12 protein-coding genes are annotated in these 15,861 nt (G+C 71.6%); 5 read left to right on the forward strand and 7 right to left on the reverse strand.

The genetic code is table 11. The features are described 5' to 3' along the window. Nucleotides 1-19: 19 nt before the first annotated feature. Together ACGFML_RS27375 and ACGFML_RS27380 are read right to left on the reverse strand one after the other, a co-directional pair. Nucleotides 20-1,426, reverse strand: coding sequence for a sugar porter family MFS transporter (locus ACGFML_RS27375; protein ID WP_393548036.1), 1,407 nt, complete (start codon nt 1,424-1,426; stop codon nt 20-22). Between the two features lie 5 nt (nt 1,427-1,431). Then, on the reverse strand, nt 1,432-2,439 hold the full coding sequence (locus ACGFML_RS27380) for a zinc-dependent alcohol dehydrogenase family protein (protein WP_393548038.1): 1,008 nt from the start codon (nt 2,437-2,439) through the stop codon (nt 1,432-1,434). 172 nt (nt 2,440-2,611) lie between these two features. On the opposite strand from ACGFML_RS27380, the gene ACGFML_RS27385 reads away from it, so the two are divergent. Beyond that, nucleotides 2,612-3,640: a LacI family DNA-binding transcriptional regulator gene (locus tag ACGFML_RS27385; RefSeq protein ID WP_393548040.1), complete on the forward strand. Its 1,029-nt coding sequence runs from the start codon at nt 2,612-2,614 to the stop codon at nt 3,638-3,640. Continuing rightward, on the forward strand, nt 3,637-4,590 hold the full coding sequence (locus ACGFML_RS27390; protein ID WP_393548042.1) for a carbohydrate kinase: 954 nt from the start codon (nt 3,637-3,639) through the stop codon (nt 4,588-4,590). Before ACGFML_RS27385 ends, ACGFML_RS27390 begins: the two co-directional genes overlap by 4 nt. Nucleotides 4,591-4,779: 189 nt before the next feature. Here the strand turns inward: ACGFML_RS27390 and uvrA are convergent, their stop codons facing one another. Further along, nucleotides 4,780-7,779 (reverse strand): excinuclease ABC subunit UvrA, encoded by a 3,000-nt coding sequence (uvrA, locus tag ACGFML_RS27395; RefSeq protein ID WP_393548044.1) that lies wholly within the window; start codon nt 7,777-7,779, stop codon nt 4,780-4,782. Between the two features lie 253 nt (nt 7,780-8,032). Next, the gene (locus ACGFML_RS27400) at nt 8,033-8,779 is read right to left on the reverse strand and encodes a TetR/AcrR family transcriptional regulator (protein ID WP_393548046.1); all 747 of its coding nucleotides are present in this window, start codon (nt 8,777-8,779) and stop codon (nt 8,033-8,035) included. Nucleotides 8,780-8,827: 48 nt separating this feature from the next. Between ACGFML_RS27400 and ACGFML_RS27405 the strand changes: the two genes are divergently transcribed. From ACGFML_RS27405 to ACGFML_RS27415, 3 genes are all read left to right on the forward strand, one after another. Next, complete coding sequence (locus ACGFML_RS27405; protein ID WP_393548048.1) at nt 8,828-10,378, forward strand: FAD-dependent monooxygenase; 1,551 nt, start codon at nt 8,828-8,830, stop codon at nt 10,376-10,378. 118 nt (nt 10,379-10,496) lie between these two features. Further along, nucleotides 10,497-11,240 (forward strand): maleylpyruvate isomerase family mycothiol-dependent enzyme, encoded by a 744-nt coding sequence (locus ACGFML_RS27410; RefSeq protein ID WP_393548050.1) that lies wholly within the window; start codon nt 10,497-10,499, stop codon nt 11,238-11,240. Between the two features lie 9 nt (nt 11,241-11,249). Further along, complete coding sequence (locus ACGFML_RS27415; RefSeq protein ID WP_393548052.1) at nt 11,250-11,906, forward strand: MBL fold metallo-hydrolase; 657 nt, start codon at nt 11,250-11,252, stop codon at nt 11,904-11,906. A 36-nt stretch (nt 11,907-11,942) separates the two neighbouring features. Here ACGFML_RS27415 and ACGFML_RS27420 read toward each other — a convergent pair whose 3' ends face one another. The 3 genes from ACGFML_RS27420 to ACGFML_RS27430 form a co-directional block, all read right to left on the reverse strand. Then, nucleotides 11,943-12,923: a TerC family protein gene (locus ACGFML_RS27420; protein WP_393548054.1), complete on the reverse strand. Its 981-nt coding sequence runs from the start codon at nt 12,921-12,923 to the stop codon at nt 11,943-11,945. Nucleotides 12,924-13,195: 272 nt separating this feature from the next. Then, complete coding sequence (locus ACGFML_RS27425; protein WP_393548056.1) at nt 13,196-15,115, reverse strand: TerD family protein; 1,920 nt, start codon at nt 15,113-15,115, stop codon at nt 13,196-13,198. A gap of 100 nt (nt 15,116-15,215) precedes the next feature. Then, nucleotides 15,216-15,794, reverse strand: a complete 579-nt coding sequence (locus tag ACGFML_RS27430; RefSeq protein WP_393548057.1) for a TerD family protein — start codon at nt 15,792-15,794, stop codon at nt 15,216-15,218. Nucleotides 15,795-15,861: the final 67 nt, after the last annotated feature.

Raw genomic sequence — 15,861 nt, forward strand, 5'->3', positions numbered from 1 at the left:
GGGGTGCGGGGACGCGCTGTCAGACGGCTCCCGACGATACCGGCACGGATCCCTCCGCTTCCGGTGGGGCGGAGCGCCCCCGCAGCAGGTCCCGCTCGATCTCCTCCAGGCTGCGGCCCTTGGTCTCGGGCAGCAGCCGCTGGACGAAGACGAACGCGAGCAGCGTCGTACCGGCGAAGAACAGGAAGTTGATTCCGGCTCCCCAGGCGTGCAGCAGGGACGGGAAGACCAGCGCCACGATCATGTTGAACAGCCAGTTGAACAGCACGCACAGGCCGACCGCGGCGGCCCGGATCCGCATCGGGAAGAGCTCCGGCAGCATCACCCACTGCACCGGCCCCCAGGAGACGGCGAAGGACGCGATGTAGAGGGCGATCCCCAGCAGGGTGAGCGCCGAGAGCAGCGGGCCGTAGCCGAGCCCGGCGAGGTTGGTGACGGCCAGCAGCACCATGGCCGCGCACATGCCGAGCGCGCCCACCAGGAGCAGCGGTTTGCGGCCCGTCCGGTCGATGAGGCGCATCGCCGGGAGCGTCATCAGCATGTTGAGCAGGCCGATGCCGACATTGGCGAGGATCGCGCCGTCGGAACCGAACCCGATGTCGGTGAGCAGGGTCGGCGCGTAATAGATGATCGTGTTGATGCCGACGAAGTTCTGGAAGAGGACCAGCAGCATCCCGGCCGTGAACACCGGCCGCAGCCGCGGCGAGAACAGCTGCCGCAGGGACAGCGGCTCGCTCTGCTCCCGCTCCGCGCGCTCGGTCCGTTCGATGTCGGCCAGCTCCTCCCCCGCTGCCCCGGCGTCGCCGCGCAGCCGGACGAGCACCGCGCGGGCCTCGGCGCTGCGGCCCTTGCCCACCAGCCAGCGCGGGCTCTCCGGCTGGGTGATGATGCCCAGCGCCAGGACGGCGGCCGGGACCACGCCCAGGCCGATCATCCAGCGCCACGCCTCGGCGCCGGCGAGCAGGTAGTCGGTGACGTACGCGACGAAGATGCCGACCGTGACCAGGAGCTGCATCAGCGAGGTCAGCCCGCCGCGCAGGTGCTTGGGCGCGAGCTCGGTGAGGTAGAGCGGGACGACGACGGAGGCGATGCCGACGCCGATGCCGATCACGAACCGGAAGGCGATCAGCATCACGGGGCCGAAGGCGAAGGAGGCGCCCAGGGTGCCGAGGATGAACACCCCGGAGGCGGCGAGGATGAGCCGGCGGCGGCCCCAGGAGTCGCTCAGCCGCCCGGAGAGGCCCGCACCGAGCATGGCGCCCACCAGGAGGCCGGAGACGACCAGTCCCTCCAGGAGTGGGGTGAGGGCGATGTCGTGCTTGATGAAGAGCATGGCGCCGGAGATGACGCCGGTGTCATAGCCCCACAGGATGCCGCCGAGGGCCCCGAAGACCCAGATCAGCGCGTTCTTGATGCGTGCGGACACGGTGGTCAGCCCTTCTGCGGCGCGATGTGGATCTTTCGGCCGGTGCCCGCCCGGAAGCGGGCCACCGCCTCGTCGAACTCGTGCAGTCCGTGGACATCGCTGACCAGCGCATCGAGGTCGAGTCCCGCGGCGAGCACGTCGATGGCGGGCTGGAAGCTGTGGTGCACCGCCATCGAGCCGATGATGTCGATCTCGTGGTGGTAGACGCGGTACGGCGAGAACGACGCCGCGCGAGCCGGGTCGGCGACGCCGAACTGGAGGAAGGTGCCGCCGCGGCGCACCCGGCCCAGACCGTCCTCGATGGCCGCGATGACGCCGGTGGCGTCGACGACGACCTCGAATCCGGGCCCACGGCCGAGCTCGTCGGCGTCGGTCACGGCCGCGTCGACGCCGAAGGACTCGGCGAACGCGAGGCGGTCCTCGTTGAGGTCCACCACGGACACCGAGGCGGCGCCCGCGGTCCGCACGAGTGCGGCCATCATCAGGCCCATGGTCCCGGCCCCGTAGATCAGATAGTGCTCCCCGGGGCGGCGCGGCAGCCGGTTGAGTCCGTGGACCGCGCAGGACAGCGGCTCGACGAGTCCGGCCGCGGCCTCGGAGAGGGCTGGGGGCAGGACGTAGCAGCAGCGGGCGGGCACGGCCACCAGTTCGGCGAAGCCGCCGTTCTGCGTGACGCCGATCGCGGCGTAGTCCTCGCAGAGGTTGCCGCGGCCGATCCGGCAGTAGTGGCAGGCGCCGCACGGCATGTTGGGGTCCACCGCCACCCGGTCGCCCACCGCCGGGCCGGTCACCGCGCCGCCGACCGCCACGATCTCGCCGGTCAGTTCGTGCCCGGGGACCAGCGGGTAGACCGCGGCGGGCAGTTCACCGCCGAGCAGATGCATGTCGGTGCCGCACAGTCCGCAGGACGTGACCCGCACGACCACCTCGTCGGGTCCGGGGCGGGGGTCGGGCAGTTCGCGGACGGCGGTGCTGCCCGCCATGCCCGGTGCGGTGACCACGAGAGCGCGCATCGGCGCCTCCTCACGACGTCGTGCGGAATCGGTGTGCCGGGAAGGTAGCGTGTGCGTAAACGCTTACGCAAGCGTTTACGTTTCCCTCTGGGTGCTCGTACTGTGGTGGACTTCGCGGGACGGCGCCATGGGCAGAGCCGTGGCGCCGGGCACTCGGGGAGGAAGAAACCGGATGACAACGATGGTCGATGTGGCACGGCGCGCGGGCGTCTCCGTCGCCACGGTCTCGCATGTGCTGAACGAGACGCGGCCGGTGCGCCCCGACACCCGCGCCGCGGTACTCGGCGCCATCGACGAACTGGGCTACACCCCGAACACCCTCGCCCGCTCCCTGGTCACCGCCCGCACCCGCTCCATCGGCCTCGCGGTCTCCGCGATCAGCAACCCGTACTTCACCGAGATCCTCCAGGGCGTCGAGGCCGGCGCCCTGGAAGCCGGCTACAGCCTTCTGATCGCCGATCCGCACGACGATCCGCACCACGAGCGCAAGGTCGTCCAGCTGCTGCACGAGCGGCGGGTGGACGGCATGATCGTCGCCCCGTCCGCGGACCCCGGGGAGATGACCCGCTATCTGGCCCGGCACAAGGTCCCCACCGTCTTCCTGGACCGGCTGGTCGGCGACGACCACGACCAGGTGTGCGCCGAGAACGCCGGCCCGGTACGCCACCTCGTCGAGCACCTGGCCGGCCTGGGGCACACCCGGATCGGTCTGGTGGCCGGACTGCCCGGGCTGAGTACGACCAGCGAACGCGTCCAGGGATACCGCGAGGGGCTGCGCGCGTGCGGCCTGGGGTTCGCGCCCGAACTGCTGGCCGGCGGCAACTCCGAGGCGGAGGGGGCCCAGGACGCCACCGGCCATCTGCTCGCCGCGCCCGATCCGCCCACCGCGATCATCACCGCCAACAACGCGATGACCATCGGCGCGCTCCGGGCTCTGGGTGAGCGCGGCCTCCAGGTCCCCCGCGACATCGCGCTGGCCTGCTTCGACGACTTCTCCTGGGCCGATCTGTTCGCGCCCCGGCTGACCGCGATCGCCCAGCCGAGCAAGGAGATCGGGGCCGCAGCCGTCCGGCTGCTGCTGGAGCGCCTACAGGAGCCGGGCCGGCCGCCCCGCACCGTCCGCCTGCCCTGCACCTTCGTGCACCGTACGTCGTGCGGCTGCCCCGACGCGGCCGCCCAGGAAAGGAACCGCACCTCGTGATCGTCGTCGCCGGCGAGGCGCTCATCGACCTCGTCCCCAGCCAGCACGTGCCCGACTCGACGGAGGAGTTGCCGACGCTGCTCCCCCGGCGCGGCGGCGGTCCGTACAACACCGCGATCGCGCTGGGGAGGCTGGGATCGCCCACCGCGTTCTGCTCGCGGGTCTCGACCGACGCCTTCGGCGAGTCGTTGGTGGGCGGGCTGCGCAAGGCCGGAGTGGACACCTCCCTGGTGCAGCGCGGGGCGGAGCCGACCACGCTGGCCCTGGCCGACATCAGCCCGGACGGCTCGGCCGGCTACGGCTTCTACGTGGACGGCACCGCCGACCGGCTCTTCGCCCTGCCGCCCGCGCTGCCCGCCGGGACCCGTGCCCTCTCACTGGGCACCTGTTCGCTGGTCCTGGAGCCGGGCGCGAGCGCGTACGAGGCGCTGCTGCGGCGTGAGGCCGGGCGGGGCGTGTGCACCGCGCTCGACCCCAACATCCGGCCCGGACTGATCTCCGACGCGGACGCCTACCGCGCCCGCTTCCGCTCCTGGCTGCCGCATCTGACCCTGCTGAAGCTGTCCGAGGAGGACGCACAGTGGTTGGCGGGACCGGACGCCGGCCGAGCCGCGGTCGCCGGTGCGGCGCGCGACTGGCTGGGCGCGGGGCCCGCGGCGGTCGTCCTCACCCGGGGCGGGGACGGTCTGACGGTGCTGACGCCGGACGGCGGGGAGGTGAGCGTGGCGGGACGTCGTGTCGAGGTGGTGGACACCATCGGCGCGGGCGACACCGTCAATGCGGCGCTGCTGCACCGGCTGGCCGCCCATGACGCCCTCTCCCACGACGCCGTCGCCGCGCTCGGCCAGGAGGACTGGCGCGACATCCTCGGCTTCGCCGCCGGCGCCGCGGCGGTCACCTGCTCCCGAGCGGGAGCGGAGCCGCCCTACGCTGCGGAACTCGCCGCATAGCGGTGCCGTTCGGGGTCGGGCGGCGTCCGCGGAGTCCCGTCGCCCGCCGCGGAAGGCTCGGTGGCGCGCCACGTGCGGTGTGGTGCGGACGCACGGCCCGGCCGGGGGTCCGCGGCCCCTGAGATGCGCGAAGGGGACGTACGGCGAACCGACCGCCGTACGTCCCCTCTACCCCTCGGCCCTCGGATGTCAGGAGAGCTTGCGGGCCCGCGCCGCCGCCTTCTTGGCCACGGTCTTCTGCGCTGCGGTCGACTTCTCCGCGGCTTTCTTCGCCGCGGTCGTCCTGGCCGCGGCCTTCCTGACGGCCGGCTTCTTTGCCGATCCGGCCACCGTCGTGGCATCGCTGACCCGGTCGCCGAGGATCTCCCGCAGGAACTTCCCGGTGTGGCTGGCGGGGACCGACGCGATACCCTCCGGCGTCCCCTCGGCCACGACCAGTCCGCCGCCGTTGCCGCCCTCGGGGCCCATGTCGACGACCCAGTCCGCGGTCTTGATCACATCGAGGTTGTGCTCGATGACGATCACCGAGTTGCCCTTGTCGACCAGCCCGGACAGCACCGTGATCAGCTTGCTGATGTCATCGAAGTGCAGACCGGTGGTCGGCTCGTCCAGGACATAGACCGTACGGCCCGTCGAACGCTTCTGGAGCTCGCTCGCCAGCTTCACCCGCTGGGCCTCGCCGCCGGAGAGGGTCGGCGCGGGCTGGCCGAGCCGGACATAGCCCAGGCCGACCTCGTGCAGCGTCTTGAGGTGCCGCGAGATGGTCGGCACCGCCTCGAAGAAGTCCATCGCCTCCTCGATGGGCATGTCCAGCACCTCGGCGATGGACTTGCCCTTGTAGTGCACCTCCAGCGTCTCGCGGTTGTAGCGGGCGCCGTGGCAGACCTCGCACGGGACGTACACGTCCGGCAGGAAGTTCATCTCGATCTTGATCGTGCCGTCGCCGGAGCAGTTCTCGCAGCGGCCGCCCTTGACGTTGAAGGAGAAGCGCCCCGGCAGATAGCCGCGGACCTTGGCCTCCATCGTCTCCGCGAAGAGCTTGCGGACGTGGTCGAAGACGCCGGTGTACGTCGCCGGGTTGGAGCGCGGCGTCCGACCGATGGGCGACTGGTCGACATGGACGACCTTGTCGACGAGGTCGTCGCCGTCCACCCGGGTGTGCCGCCCGGGGACCGACTTGGCGCCGTTCAGCTCGCGTGCCAGGTGGGTGTAGAGGATGTCGTTGACCAGCGTCGACTTGCCGGACCCGGAGACACCGGTGACGGCGGTCAGCACGCCGAGCGGGAAGGAGACGTCGATGTCCTGGAGGTTGTTCTCCTTCGCGCCGTGCACCGTCAGCTGCCGCCCCGGGTCGGCGGGCCGGCGGATGTCGGGCGTCGCGATGGCCCGCTTGCCGGACAGATACTGCCCGGTGATGGACTCCTTGTTGGTCAGCAACTGCTTCATCGGGCCGCTGTGCACGACCTTGCCGCCGTGCTCGCCCGCGCCGGGGCCGATGTCCACGACCCAGTCGGCGACCTTGATGGTGTCCTCGTCGTGCTCCACGACGATCAGGGTGTTGCCCATGTCGCGCAGCCGCACCAGGGTCTCGATCAGCCGGTGGTTGTCGCGCTGGTGCAGACCGATCGAGGGCTCGTCCAGGACGTAGAGGACGCCCACCAGGCCGGAGCCGATCTGGGTGGCGAGCCGGATGCGCTGGGCCTCACCGCCGGAGAGGGTGCCCGCGGCGCGGTTCAGCGAGAGGTAGTCCAGGCCCACGTCGACCAGGAACCTCAGCCGCTCGTTGACCTCCTTGAGGACTCGTTCGGCGATCTTCTTCTCGCGGCCGTTGAGCTTCATGTCGCGCAGGAAGTCGGCGCAGTCGCTGATCGACATGGCCGCGACGTCGGCGATGGAACGCCCCTGCACCGTGACCGCGAGCACGATCGGCTTGAGCCGGGTCCCCTCACAGGTCGGGCAGGGCACCTCGCGCATATAGCCCTCGAAGCGCTCGCGGCTGCTGTCGCTCTCGGCTTCGCTGTGCCGCCGCTTCACGAACGGCAGGGCCCCCTCGAAGGGCGTGGTGTAGGCCCGCTCGCGGCCGTACCGGTTGCGGTAGCGCACCTCGATCTGGGTCTTGTGGCCGTGCAGCAGGGCCTTCTTGGCGCGGGCCGGCAGTCCGGCCCAGGGGATGTCCGTACGGAACCCGAGGGCGTCCGCCAGCGCGCCGACCAGGCGGCCGAAGTACTCCTTGGTGTGGCCGTGCGACCAGGGGTGGATGGCGCCTTCGTCGAGCGAACGGTCCTCGTCGGGGACGATCAGGTCGGGGTCGACCTCCATGCGCGTACCGATGCCGGTGCAGTCCGGGCAGGCGCCGAAGGGCGAGTTGAAGGAGAAGGAGCGCGGCTCCAGCTCCTCGAAGGACAGGTCGTCGTAGGCGCAGTACAGATGCTCCGAATACATCCGCTCGCGCTGCGGGTCGTCCGGCTCGAGGTCGACGAAGTCGAGGATGACCATGCCGCCGGAGAGGCCCAGGGCGGTCTCGACCGAGTCGGTCAGCCGCCGCTTGGCGCTGTCCTTGACGGTGAGGCGGTCGACGACCACCTCGATGGTGTGCTTCTCCTGCTTCTTGAGCTTCGGGGGCTCGGAGAGCTGGATGGTCTCGCCGTCGACCCGGGCCCGGCTGTAGCCCTTGGTCTGGAGGTCCGAGAAGAGGTCGACGAATTCGCCCTTGCGCTCGCGGACCAGCGGGGAGAGCACCTGGAAGCGGCTGCCCTCGGGCAGCTCGAGGACCTTGTCGACGATGGCCTGCGGCGACTGGCGGGCGATCGGCCGCCCGCACTCGGGGCAGTGCGGCTTGCCGATGCGGGCGAAGAGCAGGCGGAGGTAGTCGTAGACCTCGGTGATCGTGCCGACCGTCGAGCGGGGGTTGCGGGAGGTCGACTTCTGGTCGATCGAGACCGCAGGGGACAGGCCCTCGATGAAGTCCACATCGGGCTTGTCCATCTGCCCGAGGAACTGCCGGGCGTAGGAGGAGAGCGACTCGACATAGCGCCGCTGCCCCTCGGCGAAGATCGTGTCGAAGGCGAGCGAGGACTTGCCCGACCCGGAGAGCCCCGTGAAGACGATGAGGGAGTCACGGGGGAGGTCGAGCGAGACGTTGCGGAGGTTGTGCTCGCGAGCGCCACGGACGATGAGACGGTCGGCCACGCCGGTCGGCACCTTTCTTGAAGTGGGGCGGGAGCCGCGGCTCTGCGTCCGCCGTTCGGTGAGCGAGCAGAGGCGGCGGAGCGGAGCGGAGTCCCCGCCCCAGGGTAGGGGGACCGCCGCGGCACTGTCTTTGTGATGCCCTAACGAGCCTATAGCACGCGCATTCGATTTGCGTCACGCGCAAACTCTCTTCACCCGAACGTGTGGCGGCCCCACAATCTTCCCGGCCCGCCCCGCCCCCGCCCGGCGCCCCTCACCCCCCGCCGGGCAGCATCCGCTCCAGCACCTCGAAGGTCCGCCGCAGCACCGCCTCCTGCTCAACGGCCACCGCGTCGACGAGGTCACCCTCCAGCTGCCGGGCCGCGGCGCCGGCGTAGGCGACGCGGTACGCCGCGACGATCAGCGCCGCGGCCAGCCGGGAACCCTCGGACGCCCGGCCGTCCGCCCCAACACCGCCCGCCGCCTCGTCGAGCAGCCCGGCCAGCGCGACCTCCAGCTCCTCCACCGCCTCGCGCCCGCGCGCCCGCAGCGCCGGCGAGTCCAGCACCGTGCGCCAGAAGTACGCGAACCCCTCCCCCACGCCGCCCAGCGGATGCCGCCGCGCCAGAAGGTCGAAGGCGAGCCCGCGGAGCACGGCGAGCGGGGTCTCGCCCGCCTCCCGCCCCCGGACCGCGCGGGTGACCAGCGCGAGCCCCTCCGGGATCCGGTCCAGAAAGAGGTCCTCCTTGCGCGGGAAGTAGTTGAAGACGGTCATCGTGGACACCTCGGCGGCCCGCGCCACCTCGGCGACCGTGACGTTGTCGAAGCCGCGCCGGACGAACAGCAGCGTGGCCTCGCCCGAGATCCGCTGCCGGGTCCGCCGCTTCTTGCGTTCGCGCAGCGTCAGCCGCCCGTCCCCCTCGGCATACCCGGCCTCCTCGCCGTATGCCTGCTCCCAGGCATACCCGCGCTCCCCGGTGCGCCCGACCGCTGTCCCGTCGGACCGTTCCTTCTCTCGCATGGCCAAAATTGTAGCCGCCATAATTTTTTAGTGACTACACTTCGATCCATGAACCATGACGCAGACGTGGTAGTCGCGGGGGGCGGCCCGGTGGGGCTGATGCTCGCCTGCGAACTCGCACTGGCAGACACCTCGGTGATCGTCCTGGAACGGCTGACCGAGGTGGATGTGACGATCAAGGCGGGAGCGATCAACTCCCCCAGCGCGGAAGCGCTCTACCGGCGCGGGATGCTCCCGCCGCTGATGGAGGTGCAGCGCACCGCGCTCGAGCACTTCAGCTCGTTCATGCGCCGGCGCCAGGCCGCCGGCGCCTCGCAGGTGAAGCCGCCGCCGAAGTTCGCCGGGCACTTCGCGGGCATCATGCTGCGCGGCGACCTCCTGGACGAGTCGGACCCGGACTTCGGCCGGACGGGCCCGGCCGGCGAGCTCGGCCTGATACCCCAGGAGGCCCTGGAGCGTCAGCTCGCCGCACGAGCCGCCGAACTGGGCGTCGAGGTGCGCCGCGGGGTGACGCTGACCGGCTTCGACGCCGGCGAGGCGGGCGTGCACGTCCACACCTCGGACGGCCCGCTGCGCACCGGCTGGCTGGTGGGCTGCGACGGCGGCCGCAGCACGGTCCGCCGGCTCGCCGGTTTCCCGTTCCCCGGTACGGACCCCGAGATCACCGGTCACCAGGCCATCGTCGAGCTGGCCGGCGCCGACGCCCTGAAGGTGGGCTGGAACTGGACCGGGGCCGGCACCTATGTGCACGGCCCGATGCCCGGCCGCATCCTCACCGTGGAGTTCGACGGACCGCCCGCGGACCGCAGCGCGCCCGTCACCGCCGAGGAGCTGCAGACCGCGCTGCGGCGCGTGTCCGGCGTCCCGGACGTCACGATCACCAAGGTGATCACGGCGACCCGCTTCACCGACAACGCGCGCCAGGTGCCCGACTACCGCTCGGGGCGGGTGCTGCTGGCCGGTGACGCGGCGCATGTGCACTCACCGTTCGGCGGCCAGGGCGTCAACCTCGGCCTCGGTGACGCAATGAACCTGGGCTGGAAGCTGGCCGCCACCATCAAGGGCCGGGCACCGGAGGACCTGCTCGACACGTACACCGCCGAGCGCCACCCGATCGGGGCATGGGTGCTGGAATGGACCCGGGCCCAGGTGGCACTGATGCGGCCCGAACGTCATGCCCGCGCGCTGCGCGAGGTGATCTCGGAACTGACCGGCACGGTCGATGCCACCACCTTCTTCGCGAAGAAGATCTCCGGCGTCTGGCAACGCTACGACCTGCCGGGCGGCCATCCGCTGACCGGCGCCAGCGCCCCCGACCTGGAGCTGTCCGACGGCACCCGGCTCGGGGAGCAACTGCACGGCGGGCAGGCGCTGTTGCTCGACCTGGCCGGTGACCCCGAACTGCGCAGGCGCGCCGCCGGGTACGGCGGCCGGGTACGGGTGCACACGGCCGCCTGCCCGGGGCGGCCCGACCTGGCCGCCCTGCTCGTGCGCCCGGACGGCTGCACCGCCTGGGCGGCCGACGCCGGGGACACCGCGGACGGGCTCGACGCCGCGCTGCGCCGGTGGTTCGGGGCGCCCGACGACACGGCGGCCTGACGGGCGGGCGGGCGGCGCGACGTCCGGCCCGCCACCCGCCCCTCCCCCGCCACCCGCGTACGCCCCGAACCCTGCAGGCCGACTCCCCAACTCGCCCCGGTGGCGCTAACTTCGGAGCATGACCACCACCGCGCCAGACTTCCCGCGCGACGCGTCAGCCGTCCGCGAGGCCACCGACCGGCTCCTGGTCTCGGTCGGGAAACTGGACGACGAGGCGATCGCCGAACCGTCCCTGCTCCCCGACTGGACCCGCGGCCACGTCCTGGCCCATCTCGCCCGCAACGCGGACGCCCTGACCAACCTCCTCACCTGGGCGCGGACGGACGTCCGGACACCGATGTACGCGAGCGACACGGCCCGCGACAGCGACATCGAGCGGGACGCCGACCGGTCGCTGGCCGACCACCTGGAAGATCTCCGGGAGAGCGCCGCCCGCTTCGACGCGGCCGCCGACGCGCTGCCGGCAGGTCGCCGGCGGTACGAGGTCGAGATGCGCAACGGCGTCACCGAGCGCGCCGAACGGCTCGCACTGCGCCGGCTGGCAGAGGTCGAGCTGCACCACATCGATCTCGGCGTCGGCCACTCCCTCGACCAGCTGCTGCCCGTGTTCGTCGACGGTGAGCTCGACTTCCTCGCCACGGTGAAATTCGCCGGCCATCCGGATCTGCCCGCCCTGGAGCTGCGGACCCTCGACGGTCGCCGCTGGCGCACCGGACGTGGGGCCGCCACCGTCGGCGGCGGGGCCGCTCCTTTGGTGGTGACCGGCTCCCCGGCCGACCTGGTGGGCTGGCTGACCGGACGCGGTGACGGCGCCGGACTCGATGTCCCGGGCCCGTCCCTGCCTGCGGTGCCGCCGCTCTAAAGTGGCCTTATGGCCTACAGCGGAGCAGTAAAGGTCGGCGGACCGGCCGACGTACACGAACTGACCGACCTGATGATCTCGAAGGTCGCGGTCGGCCCGACGAACAACAACGCCTATCTGCTGCGGTGCCGGGCGACCGACGAGCAGTTGCTGATCGACGCCGCCGCCGAGCCGCACTCCCTCCTCGCGCTGATCGGCGACAGCGGCATCGCCTCCGTGGTCACCACGCACCGGCACGGCGACCACTGGGGCGCGCTGCGCGAGGTGGTCGATGCGACGGGCGCCCGGACCTACGCGGGGCGCTTCGACGTGGAGGGCATCCCCGTCCCCACCGATGTCCCGGTCGAGGACGGCGACACCGTGACCGTCGGCCGGGTCGAGCTGACCGCCCGCCACCTGGTCGGCCACACGCCGGGCAGCATCGCCCTGGTCTACGACGACCCGCACGGCGCCCCGCACCTGTTCACCGGGGACTGCCTCTTCCCTGGTGGCGTGGGCAACACCTGGGGCAGCGCCGAGAACTTCGCCAGTCTGATCGACGGCGTCCAGACCAAGCTCTTCGACCTGCTGCCCGACGAGACCTGGGTCTACCCGGGCCACGGCGACGACACCACGCTGGGTTCCGAGCGGCCGCACCTGGCGGAGTGGCGCGAGCGCGGCTGGTAGCCCGGAACGATCCGGTCCACCAGCCGCGCGCCGCCGTCAGACGCGGCTGTCGCTCTTGGCCTTCACCTCCGCCGCCTGCTTCTTCGAGGCGCGCAGGCTGGTGAGGGTGGTGACGACGAGCACGGCGCAGATGACGCCCAGCGAGACCGGGATGCTGATCTCCGGAACGGCCACCCCGGACTCGTGCAGGGCGTGCAGCACCAGCTTCACCCCGATGAAGCCCAGGATGATCGACAGGCCGTACGAGAGGTGGACCAGCTTCTTGAGCAGCCCGCCGATCAGGAAGTACAGCTGCCGCAGGCCCATCAGGGCGAAGGCGTTGGCGGTGAAGACGATGTACGGGTCCTGGGTCAGGCCGAAGATCGCCGGGATGGAGTCCAGCGCGAAGAGGACGTCAGTGGTGCCGATCGCCAGCATGACGATCAGCATCGGCGTCATCAGGCGTCGGCCGTTCTCGACGACGCACAGCTTGGTGCCGTGGTACGTGTCGGTCGACGGGAACCGCTTCTCGACCGTCTTGAGGAAGCGGTTCTCCTCGAACTCCTCGTCCTCCTCCTCGGCGCGCGCCTCCTTGATGAGCTTCCACGCGGTCCAGATGAGGAACGCGCCGAAGAGGTAGAACACCCAGGAGAAGTTGGCGATGATCGCGGCGCCCGCACCGATGAAGCCGGCCCGCAGCACGAGCGCGATCAGTACGCCGACCAGCAGCACCCGCTGCTGATAGACCGCCGGAACCGCGAACTTCGCCATGATCAGCACGAAGACGAAGAGGTTGTCGACGCTCAGGGACTTCTCGGTGATGAAGCCGGCGAAGAACTCACCGGCCGGCGCGGCGCCGCCGAACAGCAGCAGCCCGAGGCCGAAGAGCGCGGCGAGGGCGATCCAGACGCCGGTCCAGATACCGGCCTCCTTGATGGAGACCTCGTGCGGTTTTCGGCCGCCGATGAAGAAATCGGCGGCGATCAGGGCGCAGAGACCGAGAATGGTCAGCGCCCACATGGTCAGGGAAACGTCCACTGCTCCTCCGGCAGATTCGTACGGCACTCACAGCGTCGTCGCTGCCGGAGGTCTCTTCCACCCGGTACCGCACCGACCGCGGTCAGTGCATCGGGCCGACGCCCCGGGATCTCGTCACACTCTCGATCCGTGATGACGGGTACGTCGTAGCAGGGATAGCAGGAATACTCCCCTCCGCACATCAAAGGGTAAAGGAAGACCAAGCAATGGTAAAGTAAGAGCCAAAATGGCTGGTCAGGAGCGGTGCTCCAGGTCAACAGCGGCGATTCGGGTCAAGGGCGAGGGGCGGGGCGCGCCTGGGCCAGGCGGCCGAGCACCTGGCGCAGGACCTGGCTGCCCCGGGGCGCGAGCGACGGTTCGTACGTCCAGGCGTGGCCGACCCAGGGGTCGGCGAGATGGGCCTCGGGCATCGGCGTGATCCGCAGCAGGGAGCGCCACAGCGGGTCGAGCACCGGGCCGTACTCGTGGGCCTGGGCCCGGTCGGCGACCATCAGCAGATGCACCCCGACCGAGGGCCCCTCATCGGCCAGATAGCGCAGTTGGGTGACGGCGCGGTCGTCGAAGCCGTGCGGGAAGTCGTGCACGATCAGCAGCTGTTCGGCGACGTCGACGTCCGGCGGCAGGGAATCCGCGGCGCGGTTGCGCACCGCCATCTGGACGAGGTCCACCCGCCGGGTCAGCGCCTCCAGCGTCGCGGTCACCGCCTGGGCGCCGGCCGCCGGGGGCTCGCGCAGCGCTCCGGTCTCCAGCAGCGGGGCGAGTGCGGACACGGCCGTACCACCGGGGTCGATGACCTGGAGGGCGAACTCCCCGGCCGGGTGGACGGCGAGCAGCCGGGCGGCGACCGCCACGGCGGCGTCAAGGGCGAGGCGGCGCACCTCGGCGTCGTCCGGCGGCCCCTCGGTGAGCGCACTGCCGAGCTCTCGGCGCGGATACTCGCGCTCCAGATCGAGGCTGTGGACAGGGGCGGCCGGCCCGCTGTCGATCCACAGTCCGCGCTCCAGCGGGAGGCGAACGAGCATGGGAATGCGCAGGTCCCCGACCTCGGGAAGACGCAGATCGCCCAGCCGCAGCGCCATCGGGCGCTCCAGCGGGACGTGATAGCCCTGCCATACGGGGCTGTCCCAGCGGGCGAAAGCGGGCGGCAGCGCGGGCTCGACGACGTCCGATTCGGCGGCGAGCTGGGCGAGGTCGCGGCCGAGGGCGGCGCGGGCCTGGTCCACCAGGGCGGTGTGCTTGTCGTGGGCGGCGGCGCGGGCGGCATCGGCGGCCGTGCCCAGACGGTTGCGCGGGTCGGCGAGGGCCCTGTCGAGCTCCTGCTCCAGACGGGACTCGGCGAAGTCGGAGGCGCTGCGGTAGGCCGCCACCGAGCGGGCCAGGTCCTCGAACATCCCCCAGACCTGGTTGTAGAGCCGCTCGTCCATGTCCCAGCCTGCGGCGTCGCCGGCCACCGGGGCGGGCGGGTCCTCGGGTGCGGCCGGGGCCGCGGACGCCGCGGGGGCCGGGGCGGGGGCGGTACGGCGCCGGGGGTGGCGGTAGTCGACGGGGCCGTCGGCCGGCGGGGCGGCGGCGTCCGCCGCCGTCTCGGGAGGCTGCTGCTCGAGCGGGACCGGGACCTTGGGGGAGGGCACCGCACGGGCCTGGCCCCGGCTGATCGCCTCCTCGATCTCCGCGGCCAGCTCGGCCGCCCGGGGCAGCCCCTGGTCGACCAGCATGGCCACCAGGCCGCCGGCGTAGCCCTGGCCGACCGCGCGGACCTTCCAGGCGTCCTGCCTGCGGTACAGCTCCACGGCGACGACGGCGGACTCGGCGCCCAGGCCGGTGAGTGTGTAGCCGGCGAGGTGGGTGCCGTCGAGGCCGGTGACCGTGACACGGGGCGCGGTGGCCGCGCCGAATCCGGCCGGTGCGCCGGTCCTGGTGGGCAACGCGAGCAGCACGCTCACCCGGTGGACGGCCTCCGGCAGCGCGCCGAGGTCCACCGCGACGCGGTGCTCGGACGCTGCCTGGCGGGGAACCTCGACGCCGGTGCGGCGCGGCGCCCCGGGATGGGCCACCGCCTCGACGCCCGACAGCCTGCCCTGCTCATCGCCGAGCGTGACCCCGGCGATGACGGGGCCGCCCGCCCTGACCCGGATCTCCACACGGGTCCGGTCCAGTGGATGGTTCTGCCCACGGACCAGCTCGGCCGTCATCGTTGTTCCCCCTGATGTGCGTGCGTCCGGGCGGAAGGCCGGGCCATGGGCGCCCGGTCCGCGGCGGCGCGGCCCGGTGCGCGCTGCTGCGGTGTGCTGGTTACAGGTGCGGCAGCATTGCGGGCACCAGGTCCTGGAAGGTGCGGCCGCTGGAGGGCTCGCCGATGGCGGTCATCGCCCAGCCGTCGCCCGCGCGGTGCACCTTCGACATGACCTGCGCGGTGTACTGGCCGCCACCGGTGAGGGTGTAGCGGGCCAGCTCCTGGCCGTTGCTCTCGTCGACCAGCCGGCAGAAGGCGTCCTGCACCTCGGCGAAGGTCTGGCCGGTGAAGGAGTTGACGGTGAACACGATCTGGTCGATGTGCACCGGCACCCGCGCCAGGTCGACGAGGATCGCCTCGTCGTCGCCGCCCTGGCCCGCTCCGCCGACGCGGTTGTCGCCGGTGTGCCGCACCGAACCGTCGTCGCTGATGAGGTGCTTGAAGAACACCACGTCGACGGGGCTCTTGTCGGCGAACAGCACCGCCGAGGCGTCGAGGTCGATCTCGTTGGTCCGCCGACCGAAGAGGCCACGGCGCGGCGCCGAACGCCAACCCAGCCCCATCCGCACCGCGGTCAGGGTACCTCCGTCGGACTTCTGCAGGCTGATGCCCTGTCCCTTGGACAAATTGACCGTCATGCGCCGTCCCCTCTCCGTACTTTCCGCCCGCGTTTCCGGCGGCGCCTTCGACCCTATGCACGACGGC

Source organism: Streptomyces sp. NPDC048650 (genome assembly GCF_043199095.1).
Taxonomy (GTDB): Bacteria; Actinomycetota; Actinomycetes; order Streptomycetales; family Streptomycetaceae; genus Streptomyces.

What these genes read in the sequence shown, in the direction of transcription:
- ACGFML_RS27385 (WP_393548040.1), top strand. Translation starts at nt 2,612, where the DNA reads ATGACAACGATGGTCGATGTGGCACGGCGCGCGGGCGTCTCCGTCGCC.
- ACGFML_RS27430 (WP_393548057.1), bottom strand. Translation starts at nt 15,794, where the DNA reads ATGACGGTCAATTTGTCCAAGGGACAGGGCATCAGCCTGCAGAAGTCC.
- ACGFML_RS27425 (WP_393548056.1), bottom strand. Translation starts at nt 15,115, where the DNA reads ATGACGGCCGAGCTGGTCCGTGGGCAGAACCATCCACTGGACCGGACC.
- ACGFML_RS27405 (WP_393548048.1), top strand. Translation starts at nt 8,828, where the DNA reads ATGAACCATGACGCAGACGTGGTAGTCGCGGGGGGCGGCCCGGTGGGG.
- ACGFML_RS27415 (WP_393548052.1), top strand. Translation starts at nt 11,250, where the DNA reads ATGGCCTACAGCGGAGCAGTAAAGGTCGGCGGACCGGCCGACGTACAC.
- ACGFML_RS27410 (WP_393548050.1), top strand. Translation starts at nt 10,497, where the DNA reads ATGACCACCACCGCGCCAGACTTCCCGCGCGACGCGTCAGCCGTCCGC.
- ACGFML_RS27380 (WP_393548038.1), bottom strand. Translation starts at nt 2,439, where the DNA reads ATGCGCGCTCTCGTGGTCACCGCACCGGGCATGGCGGGCAGCACCGCC.
- ACGFML_RS27400 (WP_393548046.1), bottom strand. Translation starts at nt 8,779, where the DNA reads ATGCGAGAGAAGGAACGGTCCGACGGGACAGCGGTCGGGCGCACCGGG.